Annotated in this window: 19 protein-coding genes and 2 pseudogenes; all 21 read right to left on the bottom strand. The window is 43.0% G+C overall.

All coding sequences use genetic code 11. The features are described from left to right. Nucleotides 1–96: 96 nt before the first annotated feature. Nucleotides 97–822: a DUF4376 domain-containing protein gene (locus LEP1GSC059_RS06990; protein WP_017213187.1), complete on the bottom strand. Its 726-nt coding sequence runs from the start codon at nucleotides 820–822 to the stop codon at nucleotides 97–99. Beyond that, nucleotides 822–1,691 (bottom strand): hypothetical protein, encoded by an 870-nt coding sequence (locus tag LEP1GSC059_RS06995; RefSeq protein WP_017213217.1) that lies wholly within the window; start codon nucleotides 1,689–1,691, stop codon nucleotides 822–824. The genes LEP1GSC059_RS06990 and LEP1GSC059_RS06995 overlap by 1 nt, the downstream gene beginning before the upstream one ends. A gap of 4 nt (nucleotides 1,692–1,695) precedes the next feature. Further along, a complete protein-coding gene (locus LEP1GSC059_RS07000; RefSeq protein WP_017213184.1) occupies nucleotides 1,696–1,974 on the bottom strand; it encodes an LA_1064 family peroxide-responsive upregulated protein in 279 nt (92 codons plus the stop codon). Beyond that, complete coding sequence (locus tag LEP1GSC059_RS07005) at nucleotides 1,971–2,945, bottom strand: hypothetical protein (RefSeq protein ID WP_017213216.1); 975 nt, start codon at nucleotides 2,943–2,945, stop codon at nucleotides 1,971–1,973. The genes LEP1GSC059_RS07000 and LEP1GSC059_RS07005 overlap by 4 nt, the downstream gene beginning before the upstream one ends. After that, nucleotides 2,942–4,156, bottom strand: a complete 1,215-nt coding sequence (locus LEP1GSC059_RS07010) for a baseplate J/gp47 family protein (RefSeq protein ID WP_017213215.1) — start codon at nucleotides 4,154–4,156, stop codon at nucleotides 2,942–2,944. Before LEP1GSC059_RS07010 ends, LEP1GSC059_RS07005 begins: the two co-directional genes overlap by 4 nt. Continuing rightward, the gene (locus LEP1GSC059_RS07015) at nucleotides 4,156–4,500 is read right to left on the bottom strand and encodes a contractile injection system sheath initiator (RefSeq protein ID WP_017213703.1); all 345 of its coding nucleotides are present in this window, start codon (nucleotides 4,498–4,500) and stop codon (nucleotides 4,156–4,158) included. The genes LEP1GSC059_RS07010 and LEP1GSC059_RS07015 overlap by 1 nt, the downstream gene beginning before the upstream one ends. Beyond that, nucleotides 4,497–5,180 carry a Gp138 family membrane-puncturing spike protein gene (locus tag LEP1GSC059_RS07020; protein WP_201028171.1) on the bottom strand — a complete coding sequence of 228 codons (684 nt, stop codon included), beginning with the start codon at nucleotides 5,178–5,180 and terminating at the stop codon, nucleotides 4,497–4,499. The genes LEP1GSC059_RS07015 and LEP1GSC059_RS07020 overlap by 4 nt, the downstream gene beginning before the upstream one ends. Then, a pseudogene (locus LEP1GSC059_RS07025) lies at nucleotides 5,180–5,997 on the bottom strand (phage protein). The gene LEP1GSC059_RS07020 and the pseudogene LEP1GSC059_RS07025 overlap by 1 nt, the downstream one beginning before the upstream one ends. After that, the gene (locus LEP1GSC059_RS07030; RefSeq protein WP_017213700.1) at nucleotides 5,994–6,335 is read right to left on the bottom strand and encodes a phage baseplate plug family protein; all 342 of its coding nucleotides are present in this window, start codon (nucleotides 6,333–6,335) and stop codon (nucleotides 5,994–5,996) included. The pseudogene LEP1GSC059_RS07025 and the gene LEP1GSC059_RS07030 overlap by 4 nt, the downstream one beginning before the upstream one ends. A gap of 14 nt (nucleotides 6,336–6,349) precedes the next feature. Continuing rightward, nucleotides 6,350–6,987, bottom strand: a pseudogene (locus tag LEP1GSC059_RS07035) (phage baseplate protein). Continuing rightward, nucleotides 6,987–8,888: an LIC12611 family phage tail protein gene (locus LEP1GSC059_RS07040; RefSeq protein ID WP_017213698.1), complete on the bottom strand. Its 1,902-nt coding sequence runs from the start codon at nucleotides 8,886–8,888 to the stop codon at nucleotides 6,987–6,989. Before LEP1GSC059_RS07040 ends, LEP1GSC059_RS07035 begins: the two are co-directional and overlap by 1 nt. A gap of 49 nt (nucleotides 8,889–8,937) precedes the next feature. Further along, entirely contained in the window at nucleotides 8,938–9,162 is a 225-nt protein-coding gene (locus LEP1GSC059_RS07045) for a hypothetical protein (protein ID WP_036057207.1), read from the bottom strand. Nucleotides 9,163–9,193: 31 nt separating this feature from the next. Beyond that, complete coding sequence (locus LEP1GSC059_RS07050; RefSeq protein ID WP_017213696.1) at nucleotides 9,194–9,592, bottom strand: LIC_12613 family protein; 399 nt, start codon at nucleotides 9,590–9,592, stop codon at nucleotides 9,194–9,196. Beyond that, nucleotides 9,589–9,999 carry a phage structural protein gene (locus LEP1GSC059_RS07055; protein WP_017213695.1) on the bottom strand — a complete coding sequence of 137 codons (411 nt, stop codon included), beginning with the start codon at nucleotides 9,997–9,999 and terminating at the stop codon, nucleotides 9,589–9,591. Before LEP1GSC059_RS07055 ends, LEP1GSC059_RS07050 begins: the two co-directional genes overlap by 4 nt. 13 nt (nucleotides 10,000–10,012) lie before the next feature. Continuing rightward, complete coding sequence (locus LEP1GSC059_RS07060; protein WP_017213694.1) at nucleotides 10,013–11,392, bottom strand: DUF3383 family protein; 1,380 nt, start codon at nucleotides 11,390–11,392, stop codon at nucleotides 10,013–10,015. Then, nucleotides 11,389–11,913: a phage neck terminator protein gene (locus LEP1GSC059_RS07065; protein WP_017213693.1), complete on the bottom strand. Its 525-nt coding sequence runs from the start codon at nucleotides 11,911–11,913 to the stop codon at nucleotides 11,389–11,391. Before LEP1GSC059_RS07065 ends, LEP1GSC059_RS07060 begins: the two co-directional genes overlap by 4 nt. Next, complete coding sequence (locus tag LEP1GSC059_RS07070; RefSeq protein WP_017213692.1) at nucleotides 11,910–12,263, bottom strand: hypothetical protein; 354 nt, start codon at nucleotides 12,261–12,263, stop codon at nucleotides 11,910–11,912. Before LEP1GSC059_RS07070 ends, LEP1GSC059_RS07065 begins: the two co-directional genes overlap by 4 nt. Then, complete coding sequence (locus LEP1GSC059_RS07075) at nucleotides 12,260–12,898, bottom strand: hypothetical protein (RefSeq protein WP_017213691.1); 639 nt, start codon at nucleotides 12,896–12,898, stop codon at nucleotides 12,260–12,262. Before LEP1GSC059_RS07075 ends, LEP1GSC059_RS07070 begins: the two co-directional genes overlap by 4 nt. Continuing rightward, nucleotides 12,898–13,242: a hypothetical protein gene (locus LEP1GSC059_RS24850; protein WP_017213690.1), complete on the bottom strand. Its 345-nt coding sequence runs from the start codon at nucleotides 13,240–13,242 to the stop codon at nucleotides 12,898–12,900. The genes LEP1GSC059_RS07075 and LEP1GSC059_RS24850 overlap by 1 nt, the downstream gene beginning before the upstream one ends. Before the next feature lie 12 nt (nucleotides 13,243–13,254). Next, the gene (locus LEP1GSC059_RS07085; RefSeq protein WP_017213689.1) at nucleotides 13,255–14,241 is read right to left on the bottom strand and encodes a major capsid family protein; all 987 of its coding nucleotides are present in this window, start codon (nucleotides 14,239–14,241) and stop codon (nucleotides 13,255–13,257) included. Between the two features lie 11 nt (nucleotides 14,242–14,252). Next, complete coding sequence (locus LEP1GSC059_RS07090) at nucleotides 14,253–14,900, bottom strand: structural cement protein Gp24 (RefSeq protein WP_017213688.1); 648 nt, start codon at nucleotides 14,898–14,900, stop codon at nucleotides 14,253–14,255. Nucleotide 14,901 lies beyond the last annotated feature (1 nt).

Genomic DNA, 14,901 nt, shown 5'->3' on the forward strand with positions numbered 1-14,901 from the left:
TTTCCAGGTCGTTCAGAACATTTACGTACGTTGTATCTTTGTTTGCGCGCGCGTTTTAAATTGCGAAAACGCACGCAAGACGCAACTGAAAACATTTCAGCTCCAAGCTGTAGCTAAGTCCAAAAATTCTTCTAAAGAAGAGGATTGAATTCTGATTTCCAGTTCCCATTTTTTTGCATAGAGCATGCGTCCTACGTCGAAAATATCCATTTCAATGGTATCGGCCAGTTCCGAAAGTTCTTCAACATTCATAGTATGAAATGTGTCGTTTGCGTCTCTCCACTCCGGAAGAATTTGAATTTTTTGCTTGGAGTAGATACTCAATGTTTTTTGAATATTCTCCAAATATTTTTTTCCGGAATCCCAAACCGAATTTCGACATTCGACTTTCCCCCGATAGGATTCTAATTTTGAGTTAAAAATAAGACGGTTCTCCGCCAAAAGACCAGCTTTTCGTTCTTCCAAGTCGATCACCCAACCCGAGTTCGTATATTTCTGATATGGTAAAAAGTTTCCGCTCGGATTTTTCAACGGTTCCCGTTCCGTTTCTTTTTCCAAATCAATTTCGTCTTCCCAATTTTGTAGAGTCCTTTCAAACATCGTCGTCTTGTTGTAAACTTTTTTCGGAACGAAATCTTGTGCGGTTTCATTTTCCACCTTGGCTCGAAATATATCTCCGATTTTCGGATTATAATGCAAGGCATGAATGACTTCATGGGCATTTGGGTCGAAATCGTTCCATGCGTCTTTACCCGCCAATGAATTCGGGTCGGTATTAATCCAAATTACGTTTTTAGAATGTTTATCGATAATATAATTCATTATGCTACCCTCACTTTGTATTTTACTGCTACATATGCTGGAGTATTTTCATTCCCCCGGCGTGGCGTCCCGTTGACCCCGTCGGTCATTGGTTCTAATATAACTAAATTTGTATTGCCTGCGTTTGTCCCGCCTCCGGCTAACCAATATCCCCCGACTCCTCCAATAATTCCCATTGGATTGTTATAGGAAAAATTGTGACGGTGGTCCTGCATCGCATCCTGTCCCGCATACCCAACCGGTCCACCGTCATAATTTCCGCCCGCAGCCTTTGCTCTCGTCCCATGAACTCCTGCACCTCTCACGAATATACCGCGTCGATCAGGAACATTAAACGTCGTTGAACCGTCCCCAAAGCCATATTCCAAATTCGTAATCATATCCCCAGTTTGAGAAGACGTAAGATCGAGTATGGAACCAGTCACCATTACAGAAATCTGAAAGTCATTTGTCGTCGGATTTCGTACATAATAATTCACTAATGCAGTGATTCCTCCTCCAGTAAAGGCAAACTTTACAAGCTGACCTTCCGTGAAGCCGTGAGCATTTACAGTGATTCGATCCGTTGCTGGAACGATTCCAGTTACCGTTTTATGAACCAAGTTCCAAAGGGTTGAAAAAGTAGTTCTTGGAATAGATTGTCCATTCGCATCTTTGAATATAGATGTGGAAGCAATGTTTAGATTGTCTTCTATAACACTTCCCAGCGGAATCAACAAATTCAATATATTCATATCGGTTGCATCGGAGCGATCCTTTGCATACTGATCGTTCTCGTAGAGACGATCTAGTTCGTCGTCGATTAGGTCCCCGTCCGCTGGTGTATTTTTGGACCAAGTTCTTGTTTTTGTCGGATTAAAAACTGCCATTTTTTTACTTTAACTCCTGTTCAAAAATTACAAATCGTTCATGCAATTTAAAAGGTTGTTCGATCTTAAAATAGGATCGAACTTGCTCTTTCATTTGTCTCAAATCCATTTCCCGATAGAATTCAGACTCAAGTCCGTTTCCATTTTTTTGAAAACCTTTCTTCTCACAATATTGCAAGAGTTCAGAATGATCCGAAAACACTGCAACCGGAATCATTTCGATTCTTGCTTTATCTTTCCCTGCAATTTCAATCATGGTCTCTCTGACAAGAATTTGAATCATTGGAATTCCTCATTTATTACGAAATCGTAAACTATTAGATTGTCTTTTGGTTTAGAAGGGAAGGTTTTAAGAAAAAGCAAATTGCCGTCTTCTTCAAAAAGTGCAAGTTCGTTGATACTTTGCCCAATCAATTCGGATTGCTTGATTGTCGTTTTAAAACTTCTTGTCCCATCCGGATTGTTTTGAATCTCGGCGAGCTTTCTAAAAACTTCATTTTGCAAACCCGTATCCGAATCTTGAGGAGGTCGAGGAATTCCAGAAATTAATCCACCTGTTCCGAACGCGATTTCATACGGTTGAATTCCCACCTTGTCTCCGGAAAGAATTGTGAAACCGTTTAGCGGCCACGTCCCGTCAAACATGGATGAACGAAGAGCAAAGCCATATAATTTTCCTGATAAGGTAGATGTTTCAAAGCGATAGTTTATAATCGAACGAACCCCACCGGCGCGGATCTGTGCGATCGCCTTATTGAATTCTGGACTTACAACGACTGTATCGATTGAACCTGAAAATATGACTCGAATCGTAGCCGGTCTTTTAGAACTTCCCGAAAGCGGATACTCTCCATTGAGTGTCAGAGAACCGTCCAAGAACATTGGGACACCTGAATAACAAAGCTCTTGAATTTCGTATAACGTTCCAGTTCCCGCAAGAATCTGAGAACCGATTTCGTTCATCGAATAGATGTCACCCTTTGATTTCTGCTTTTGTCTCGCTATGGAAAGGAAAATGCGATAACGAAAATCATCCATTCCGTTCCGAGGCTGTTTGAGATTTTTACCAATCAGGTCGAGAATCGCTCCGTTTTGAATTCTATAATCCGAAACACCTCTGATTGATTCGAGTGTTGTTCGAACTTCGTTTAACAATTCAAGATCCGCTTTCCATTTCCTACCGATTTCAGAATCAGGATCACGGTTAAAGAGAGACGTAGGATATTTTTGCAGAATCGCATCAATGCTTTTCATAGAAAGTTTACCTGAATGTTTGCGGTAACAAGTTTTGCTCTTTGTCGACTGCTAATAACAAGTTCATCTAACGTCGCAGGAGCAGACAGACCGACTCTAACTGCCATAGATTTGATTCCATGAACTTTAACGGAATCGTATTCGGACAGACCGCTTTGTGCGGCGATCAGTTTCCATGCGAAAACATCTTCGCCGGTTCCGTCACCTTTGTAAGAAGTGGAAATCGGACCGATCGCATCAACGCCACCGAGCACCTTGATACAATTTGTTTTTACGATTGTCTCGGAACCGGTTTCCCAAAGAGTCAGGTCTCGCAGAATATCGATTTTCACGAAGATAGGAACGTCAGTTGGTCGATTGAAATAATAGGTGCGCGCAACTCCCTTGTTATCAATGAGAGTTGTTGAATTCGATCCCAACGACTCGATACCACCCGGCCAGTTTTTCAGAAAACAATCTCCGATTTCCGTAGGAGTTCCACCTTCAATGACTGCTTCCATAGAGTGAGGATTTCGGCCTTCAACGTCTACGAAATCAGTAACGTTTTCGTAAACTTTTGCGGACAAAACCGATTCAATATTATTTAATGCGCCTTGAACGTTTGCAGCCGAACTTCCGCCGTTGATTCCGGAATCAATAAATCGATTTAGATATTCTGAATCTGTTTCGATCACTCTGCCACCTCTTGCAGGTTCTGGATTTGTTACAGAGTCGATTCCGGTAAGAGCCGTATTGATCGTCGTGATCAAATTTGCACTTACGTTACCCGAGATACCATATTCAATATTGAGAGCTTGTGCGTTGAGTAAAACGCTTCCTCCGGAGACAGTTCCGGATTCGATCGTAATAAACTGGATTCCACTACCAGTTTGACAAATTGTTCCTATATTCACAAACGAACCGTTTACGCCGGAAAAACGCAAACCTACGATTGCCCGTTTGGCTGGTTGCCGTTCGGAACCGAGAGGATTCAAAACTCGATCCAACGAAACGCCGGTTGCGGTATGAGCGAAGTTGGAATAGAAAATATCTTCCGCAAGCTTATGAATTTCGTCTAACTCATCCGCGAGGACTCTCATGCGGATTCCGTCCTCGCTTAAAATTGAGAGGTCGATGTCAGATCCAAGCCCAGTCCGATACTTAGCTTCCAGATCGGAGATGATTTCGTCCCTCGTTTTGCGTATGAATCCCTGTGAAGTAACTCCGGACATTATACTGCTCCCGTAACTAAGCCGTAAACTGTAATTGCAGAAAAATGAATATTCAGATTCCTGCTATCACTTGGCTCTTCTACGATTTCGATGTTTTCAACTGAAACGGTTTCAGGATCCCTTTGTAAAATTTTTTGTATTTCGAAGAGGACTCTATCCTTTGGAACTTTTTTTGAGAAAATTGTATTCCAGTCGACGCCCTTCAATGGTTCGTAAACAGATTCTCCGAGGCACAGTCGTATTGAATGCCTGATACGTTGTGAATAGTATTCCAAACCTTCGATTACAACCAGCTTTCCGTTGATGCGAACGATGTCGTTGTTCTCAACCATCAAGCCCTTCATCCGATCTTCACCTTGTGAGAAATAATCTGATCGACTTCCGCTTTACGCGCGGTCAATGCTGCAACGATCACAGGCGATAGGCCCGCCGGAGAACCAGGAACCGTATTCGTTGTAAATGCAGACGCGTTGTTTATAAAGACATCCAGAATCATTTTAAGAAATTGTGATAGAGTTTCACCCAATACGGCTGACTCTGAAAGATCGATAAGCCCACCTCGAATTTTGATCGTATCGTCATCCAATTGAATTAAAGATTGACCTTGTTTGTGTCCGATTAGTAATCCTGGAAGATTTGCTGTGAATGCCGGAGCGTCAAGATCTCCTTTGAATCCGGATTGCACACAGGCGCTTTGAAGATCGAATAAAGACTCAGAAGCTACTGTTGAGATTCCACGAATTGCGTCTGACGTATCATGCGTCGAGAACGAAACCCAAACTTTATCCCCACGTTTGTAGTCTGGCTTGATAAAGAAATCACCCGCCCAAAGAGTTCCGACTCTAATATTCGAGAGAACCGGAAAGTCGATCTCTTCCCCTTGTCCATTGATCTGTTTAAAAAGAAGTTTTACGTTAGCCGTCATCAACGAAGGATTAAACGATTCGATCGTTCCAGGAAGTCCAACCTGAACGTTTGCGAGTTGCTTTTTGATCGCTTTGAGAATCACGTCGTCCAGAGTGATCATAACGGAAGGACCTCAAGTTCGGTATAGTTCGTAGGTTGGAATGTAGAGAAGCGATGTTTTCCTTTTACGATTCTACATTCTCCATCTAAACTTCCGCCTTTGACTGCAATCACCTGATTTAATTTGAGCTTGTGACGGAAAAGGCTTGTAACCTTCCAGGTTTTTTGATTTTTCTCAGGAACTCCAATAAGCCCGGAAGATTGTCTAAGAAGATCGTGCTTGGTTTAGAAGGAGGATCGAGCGGGGAGATGTGTAAAAGTCCGTCTTGCATCCAGTATTGAGATTTTGTTAGCTCACAGAAACTTTTAACGCATTCTCCTAAAGACTTTGTTGCGCTAAAATTGATTACTTTATCTTCTCCTAATGTTATAGATCCAGGTTTGATGTTGCCTTGAGTTAGAATATCGAGTATGACAGTTTGTGCAGGAAGGTTACTATACGTTTTCATAATATAGAAACTATTCCAGGAACCGGCATTTGATGAGATAGTGAATTCTAAAATCTTATTCGGCCCCTCCTGTTTCATTTTGGGAAGAATAACTTCCCCGCTCACGACCAAACCGTTTTCATCTTTATACCCTGCGCTTAACATCGCAGTGGGATATAGGAATTCTTTTCCCCTGGCTTTTGCTCCTATCATTTCCATCGTGTCGTCGTTGACATTATAGATTAAAACTTTCGTTATATTCAGCTTCTCTAAATCAGACTCGAATTCGATGTCAAACGGAGGATAGGTGAACTCTTTTCCGAGACCTGTCTTCGGAAGAATTTCCAAAGAAACAACACGGCCGTAAAGTTTCGGATTTCCGATCATACCGTTTTCTCAATGATATAAATTTGAACCGTAGATCCGAGCGTGTCTCTGTTGACAGAGATTTCCACAAACTCATCTCGATACAGATCATCCAGATCTAAAGGGATGAGTTTGACATTGTTTGGAAACCCATCCACTACAAAGTGATTCAAGGAAATTCCGTAGACAAGCTTTGTTGAAAATAGAATATTACCTTCCGAGTCTCTTACAAGAACCGTAATAAAATCACCAACTGAATTGTAGTTGAACTCAAACTCATAATCCTTTCCTTCAATTTCACATTGATTTCGAATTGGAAAAGAGTTTGGTTTGAATTGTAAGTATTTAAACGTTGGCATATTAAGATTTAACCTTAAAAGAATGATTTAACAATGGCTTTTGTTTTAGCAGGATTCTTTTACTTGGGTCTACGTTCACTTCTTTGATCGGCTGTTTCCCTCCTGATTTCACAGCATTCAAATTCCTGGTCTTTGCCTCTACAATTTGGACCGGATAAATCGATAAGGTTATACTAATATCATTTCCAATATCTTTAGATTCAGAAAACGTAATATCTCCGATTAAGAGATTTGGAATTTCATCGATAGATCTGCCTAAGTATCGCTTGTCTGGATCATCCGGCGGAACGTATCGAAAAAAAGACGGAAGCATCGATAGGATTTTAGTGAAAATCCCGCCGGTTGTATAACCAAGCATTGTTAGAAACGTTCCCTCCGTTTGCCAACGAATGAGCGTTTCTAATTTTTCGTCTACAGTCACTCGACGGAAAGAAAATATTGCGATAGAATTTGAAAGGATCGCACTGAGTGAGATTCCTCTTTGACCTGGAATTACGTGATCCGTGACTGAGGTCTTTCCTTTCTCTTTTTCGATCGGGTGTCCGGTTATCTCGGCGGGATACGAATGTTGTATCTCAAGAGACACATTGAGTTCGATTTCATCGTCGCCGTCTGTTAATGCGATTGTAGTTCGGGCTAAGGGGCTTTCCATTATAACGCCTCCGGAGAGAGTCCAGCGGAAAGACCGAGTTTGATTGCGATTTTTTCCAGCTCTCTCTCTAAAAACTTTGCAAAGATCGTAGCGTTTTCCTGTGGTGAACCCGCTCCTAACGTAACATTTGCAATATTGACCGAGATTCCTCCGGAAGATTTGGATCTTCCAAGTGATCCTAAGTCCTTTACTGCAACCAAGTTGTCGTCCGGATGTGTGTGAATCACCTTTCCGGATTTTGTAATGATTGCATCTTGAACACTTGTCGCGTTATCCGCTTTTCCAGGTGCTCCAAAATTGAAGATCCCGGAAGGTAAGATTCCAGAAAATGCTTCTTTGATTTTCGGGCCGATGCCTTTGAATAGGTTTTCGATAATTTCGGGAAGTGATTTAAACCACTCAACGATTTCATCAAAATAAAAATACAAAGTGCTAACCGGAAAGAGAGCCATGATCAAAAACTTTCCGTATTTTTTGGCGAGGTTGATTAAATAATCAAATGCTTGTCCAAATATTTTTTTAATATCAAAATCTTTGAATGGACCGAGAAAATCCCCTATGATCGATTCGCCTCCATCCATCCAAACAAGAAGGTCGTCTACAATCAAAACGATTGCGGCGATAGTTGCCGCGACAGCCGCGCCGATTGCTATAAAAGGAAGCCAAGGGGCAATAGCCGCCCAACCAGCCACTGCCATTCCATACAGTGCAGGAATCATTCCGCCGGCAGTTGCGGAAGCTGCAACAACCATCTTCGCGGCAATGGCTACCAAAACTCCGGTAAACACCGAACCAAATATGACCAACGCTCCTTTTACTCGATTGAGTGCGTCCTCTCCAACAGTAAAATATTCTAATATACTAACGAACGTAGACAGAAACGGCTTCATTCCTTCAAGAAGGACTTTTCCAAACAATGCCTTCAGGTCTCCCATCCTTTGATTGTAGGCTTGAAAGATTGCCGAGGCTGATTTTAGATGTGATCCATACGCATCTTGAAGCGCAGAATTTTCTTTGAGTGCGGTAGAGATCAGCCTTTCTCTGGCAAGACGTTTCGAGACTTCAGTCATTGCAGAGTTGTTGATCTGATTAAACTCTTTGGTATATGAAGAGAAAAGCACACCATTCTTTTTCAGAAAATCATCGGAGCCGGTTTGAATAGATTGATAGGCTTCATTCATTGAAGCGGAAAGTTCATTGCCAGCTACTTCCGCAACTTGCGAGAGCCCGGAAAGATTCTTGGAAATGAAATCAACGGACATCCCCGCTTTCATCGCGTCATTCGCAACTTGCGAAAGACCCCCTTCCGAGGCCAGACCTTTTGAATTCTGAATCGTTTGTGTGATCGCAGATTGTAGCTTTGGATATTGAGTGCCAGAAAGAGTCTGAAGAATTCCATTTTGTTTTTCTAATGCAGTAGCCGCTTCGATCGATGCTGTAGCAAATGATCCAACGGCGAAAGCGATTCCGATTGCCGCAACTTGCTTGAGCATTCCGGAGAGGGAACCCGCACTATTCGCCGTATCAGACATTTCCTGATTAAGCTTTTCGAGTTCTTTGTCTGTGAGTCCTGCAGCTTTTGCGGTTGCGATCAGTTCCGAATCCAGTTTTAAATCTTCACGGGATTTTGAAATCAAACGCTCTATGTTTGATTCTGTAGTTTTAAACTTTTTGGCGAGTTCGGAAATTGCGGGATCAGCTTTTCCGGCAAGGCTGTCTCCAATGGATTCACCGAACTCTTTAAAAGCGGCGGCCTGGGAATCCGTGAACAAATCGAGAGAACCACCCAGATCAGAGAATTGTTTTTTTACAGTATTCAATTCTTCCTTATACTCTTTCAGGGCGTCTGTAGCATCACCTTGGTTTGTTTTAAGAGCTATCTTGAGTTCTCTGACTGCCATTTATTCTTACTTTTCCTTTATACATTCGAATTTTCTAATACGATTAAGATCAGGCTCCTCTGATCAACTTCGCCAAAAACTTCAATTCCTCTGTCTTCTCTTCCGCTTCTCGTTTTTTCCTTCGATCCACAACCTCCATGATCTTCGCATATAGAATTGTAGGTGCGTCTTCGATCTCGCTTTGGCTAAACTGTGCTGCTCCCAAAATAAACGGTTTCCAGATTTGTAATTCCCGATCGACTTCTTCGTCTATCCATTTTAACCATTCTTCGATCGAAGGGACCTCTTCAAAATTTGGGAACCGGTTATTCCAACTCCCACTTAAGAAATCGGTTAGCCATTCTTAGCCACACCTCCACATGATTCGGTTCGATGTTGTCTAACGTAGGTTCAAAATTGTGTGAGACTGGTTTTACACAAAACTTAAAGAACTTATCCAGAAGTTTGTCTTGATTCAAACCGTCCGTTAAGGATATCGATTCTTGTCTCCAACGAAGGGCTTTTCGATTTCCAGGATGCTGAAGTTTGTAACTATGTCCGTCAACGAATTGAATCGTTGCGACTTTCGCATCGTCGTCGATTTCAACAAGAATTGGGTCGTCAGACGGAATCGATTCTGTTTTGGATTCGGATTTTCGTTGAACCGTCTGACCTGTATATTCCGCTACGTTTCGTTTTGCTATGGGGTCTCGTTCGTTGTTCATGCTGTTAAAACTCCTTTATAATCCGGAAGAAGAAAAACCCAAGTCCGATCCTTATACTCCTTTCCGCGTTCGATTGTAGGTCTTTCCCAAACTCTCCCTTGTGCGGAGAAGCCGAGCATACCGCCATCGGATCGGTCTTTCATCGTAAACACACATGGAAGTCTTCCTTCTCCCATTGCGAAAAAGAACTCATTCTCAGGTGAATCTCCCATGAGGACGATCGTGAGTTTGGCCCGTCCGTCATACACCTCTGAGATATTCCAATCGCCCTTGATGCCAACTTGAGATAGGATGTATTCTTTGGTTACGGGTTCGATTTTAAAGAAGCCATCCGCTTGGCTCATTCCGGAAACTTCACGTCCGTTACAGTTTACGTTTAGTTTCTTTGGGTCCCAAATTCCATTCATTCGATTGCTCCTTTTAGGTAAGTTCACCGTCAATATCGACTTCGTTAATTGCTCCTCTCAAACGACACGAAAAAGTGACGTTAGGCAAAATACGATTGTTCCGATCGTTCGTCGGAATCTCATCGATCGTTTCGGGTAAGTTGATTTTGTATTGATAGTCTCCTAAATCGGAGCGCGCTTTGTCCGCATCCGTTTCGACAGGCGCGATGATTCCTTGAACACCGGCTTGAACGAAAACCTCTCGCATCCGTGCTTCAATCATTTGAATTCCTTGAATCGTGTAAGGAACTACGTCGGAGTTTAGGAAGAGACTTGTGATGTTCTCTCGGAGTCGTGCTTTCAACCAAACTCGATTTTCTACCACATCTGCATAAACCTGAGCGGTCGAAATTCCTGGATAGGGAACTTGCCTTCCTCCGAAATCAACGATCAGATTTCCCTTGTCGGAAAGGATAGAACTCGCTTGAGAGTTCGTGTATCCGGAATTCTCCACGCCATCCAACGGCAAATATGCGTAGTTATACGATCCAACCCTTCGAGGAGCTGTATTTCCAACCCATGCGGCCTCCGGGAAAGAATCAGGATTCTTGTGAATCATCAAATATTCCCAAATCGAATTTCTTCCCACGAGTGCGGTCAAATCATCTGTGCAAGCAAAGAACATTTTCTCGATGGAGGCGAGATAGTCCCCTAACGTGTATATTTCATTTTTGTTATGCGTAGTCGCAATGGTTTTAAACCAAGCGTCTTGTCCTGAGTTTCTGAGAGCTGCGATCTCAGTCGCCGCATTCGCCCATGTAGTCAAAAGTAAAACAGCGACTGTCTTTGGCCTTGGCGTTTGTCGAAAGACCTGCGTCGCTTGGATGTATTCCTTATCCGTAGAAAGAAAGCCGAGTCCCAAAAGATCATCCGCGGAAGTGATTTCCATGTATCTTTCATAATAGAGAGGTGCTTGAGCAAACGCTGAAACAACACCGCTTCCGGTATTGGCAACTTCTACAACGTCTACGATCTTTGTCGCACCTGCCACGTTGGAGACTGCTTCCGCCGCGAGTTTGATTTGATGGGCGGTAGAGGTTGCGATTCCGCTTCCGTTCGTTGCGACGTTGACCGTAATTGTATACGGATCGTTTTCCGTTCCGGTTCCGGAGCGAACTACGCTGAGAGCCGTATTGTTTCCGTTGATGACGTATTTTACTTGGATAAAAACAACGCCCGACGTTGCGGATTTCCAAACGAGCCCACTCGTAGCGGTTCCGATTTGAAGAAAATAGATAGGTGCTTTGATCCCCAAAATCATCGGTAGTCCGAATCCCATTTGAGAAACGGGGGTGTTTCTAAGAAAAATATTGATTGAAATCGGATCGATTTTGGAAATGGTCTGTGCGCTCATGCTTCCTCCTGAAATTCAACCGAAGGCGCGCTTGCGGTTGTTTTGCCCTGTGTTTCGTTGAACTTCCTGGATCTGAACATAACGTCAAATCCCGCCTTGTATTCGTATTGCGTTGATTCCAAAACGGTGGTTCTGTCTTGGACATCTCCGGTTATGAGTTGCGGAGTAATTCCAAACTTTTCGCATTCTGTCATCCCTTGAATCGAATCAAACCAATCAACAGCCATCTGGCACAAATCCCAACATGTAGAAATCGATGAGTTGTGCAGGAATGCGAGACTGATCGATGCCGTTTGATTTTTCCGAAAGGCCTGTTTGAAGTCTTCCGCGCTCGTTGCTTCTATCCAGGAAGACGCGGACTTTGTCGGATCTTGATTTAAAACAAGAATCTTATATGAGCCGAAAGGATACTCAGGCGTATCGACATTCTGATCACCTAACTCAATTTTGATTCCGGGATAGGATACTTCCAAGACTGCCTGAAGTTTATCCATCACGGATCGTATATATTCGTATTTCATAATTTACGAATCTCCTTTTTGCAGACGTAACGAATGTATCCAGCTTCAAACGTCATATCCTTAATCATCGTGACGAGGTATTTTACTCCGTTGAACTCGAACTTATCCTCGTAATCAATTGGAAGAGCGTTCCCAAGCTGATAGAAGTTTCTATCTTCCGATGTATATGATCCTTCCGACATCGCAATCAGTAGTCTTGTGCTCACAGTGGTCACTGGTAAATCCAAAGGAACTCCGCTTTCGTATGTAGTGATGACTTCTCCCTTTGCGTTCTTCGTTTTCATCTTCTTGTAATACACAACCGGCCGTATGAACGGTTTAAGAGATTCGGAAACACCCGTAAGACTCATGTAGCCACCTTCCCATCTATTGCGTAGTTGATCGCATTAAATAATCTTAATTGATCTCGCAAAGGTTTTGCGTTTCCTTTTAAATTTGTAGTCAATCCAGAAAGGTCTTTGAACGGAGGATCATTATTTACAATTCGGTTTTTGATTTCGGAAACGGCTCTAAGCCCGACTCGATGCAAAACCTGTATTGCCTCAATTTCCGCATTTAAGAAATCTTGAATTCCTTTTTCAAATTCTGCCATCACAGCGTCTTGGAAGGATTGCAAATCAAAGGTTCCGCGTAGCCAGGATCTTTCCGGGATAACGACCTTTTTAGTAAGAATGAAGAGAGGGACCAAATGACCACCTTCCGACTTTGCGAGCATTGCCGATGATTTTCCTTTTTTCGGAGGAATGAATTTAAGACCTGAGATACTCCGAGGACTCTTTCCGCGAAGTTCCGGAAGTAAAGGAATCGTCAGCCATTTTGAATTCTTTGGCCTGATCACTGCGCCAAATTCATTGGCCCCGGCACTCTTCAATAAATCACTATCAACGGAACCTACAAGGCCGACTGTGATCGTTGCCGATTCTATATATTCCAAATCCTTAATGAGTTGATCCAGATTCGTATTATCTTCAATTATCGCTGGCATTATCCGATTCGTCCCCTGAATCCAAGGATTTCAGTTCGTTTTTGGTTATATAGATCCAGCCAAGATACTTGCATACCCGGTGAAATATTCGTATCGTAGTTACGAGAAATTCCGTCCGCCGATTCTGCCATCACTTCGTTCTTCATACGATTTGCATTGAAGAGCAAGTAAGCCGCTCGGGCACGTTGAAGCTCATTGAATCGCGGGTGAGATTCAGAAAGCGTAGTGTTACCAATGACGCTTGCGACAGCATCATCAAGAAACAACTGGAGTTCTGAATCTGTTAAGTCCGCGATTGGATCTCCGACATACGCTCTAAGCTGTGCTATACTTGCTCTTGGCATGGTTGACGATCCTTATACGGTTTTAACCGTATGAGTTCCATAGCGCATCACGATACCTTTGGATTGGTAAACGTGAATTCCGCCGATCTTTTCATAGGCCCTTACTTTCATTTGTCCGGCGTAAGAACTGAACGGTTCTTCTGCCACTTCCAAGTCTCTTGCGATGATGATTTCCGCAACATCGGAAGCATCGTCGAAAACGCAAAATCCACCGACGGAGTCGTTCCCGATTTTTTTGTTCAGGATGTTGTAGGACAAATCCTTCGTTCGAATAAAACCACGCGGAAAAAAGAGTTCTTTATTCTGAAGAAGCCACTGCAGCGTTGTTACGTTTGAGCTACTAGAAACCGGCATGAGTAGACGAAGATAATCTTCATCATCGATCAGGATTCCTGCTGCTGAGAATTTACCACTTCCTTCCAACTCCGCCTTAGCATCAACGATGTCTGCAAGGATCTGCTCTGGAGTCTTATATTTCCAGATGCGTTTAGAAACTCCAGTCTTGCCATTTTCTACTTCAGAAATCTGATCTTCCTGAATTCCAGGCCAGTTAAAAAGACCGCTTTTAATTTTCTTACCAGCCAGACTCCAGCCGTGAAAAATAACCCGATTTTCCTTCTCGGCAATATAACGTCTCGTTCCGTTGAGTCGTTTTTCGGACACTGGGTATTCGCTACCTTTGCCGGATTGCCTACGCGCTTCCGCCGCGTCTAAATCATCCTGTGTGATCCGAAAGCCGGCCTCGATAACCAACAACTTGTCAGTTTCCTTTGTGGCTTTTTCTCCAACTAAGGGCAAACCGTCTGAATCCGAACCGGATTCCCTGATCCTTGCTGAACCGGTATCCTCTACACCTTCAGCCGAATAGGCATGTGAGTAGGTTGGCGTATCTGAATTCACGTTGAAAACATTTCTTGCTACAAGTTCGTTTTTTCTTGGAGTCAAGAGTTCTGTCTTAATGTGTTCTGAGTCTTCTTTTCTAAATATTGCTTCAGGCATCGATAATCTCCTTAGTTATCCAATGTGATTGTGAAACCTGACACGAGGTTCAGTTCCGCTATTCCGACATTTTGGTTTGATGCAAACTTAACCCCTGTGATAACGGCAGTCTTTCCAGGGATAGCGGTTCTACGAAACGACCCGACGACATTTGTGCCTTCTTGAACAACTCGAATACGAACCGTATCGAATTCCGTAGTTGCTTCCTCGCAAGGAACCCAAACGTATCCTTTATCAAAGAAGGTGCAAAGTTCACCGTCGTCGTAAGAAAGATTTTTCAGGTCTCCTGCGGCATTAGAATAGGATGTCACCCCATCAAATCGCAAATTGGAAGAGACTTGAACCGCGTCAGCACCTATAACAGAAATACCTTCTCCGCCAGAGACGAGCATCACTGCGGAACCAAAAGGTAATTTGCCGATTGAAACAACGCTTCCTCGCTTACGCTCGTCTTTCGAATCTCTGGAGGAGGTTCCCAATAGTCCGGGTTGTTCGTTATACAATCCGCCTTCAGGAACCGGAGCTCCAATGAGAGCGAATAATGCACCGATTGGGAAAAATACTTGTAGGAATTCGGACGGAATTACTTCGAAATATGAAATCCCGAAAATCACAATGTAAAACAAGGTTAGAAAACTTAACAAAATTTTCAGATTCATG

Origin of the sequence: Leptospira noguchii serovar Panama str. CZ214 (genome assembly GCF_000306255.2) — a bacterium.
Taxonomy (GTDB): Bacteria; Spirochaetota; Leptospiria; order Leptospirales; family Leptospiraceae; genus Leptospira; species Leptospira noguchii.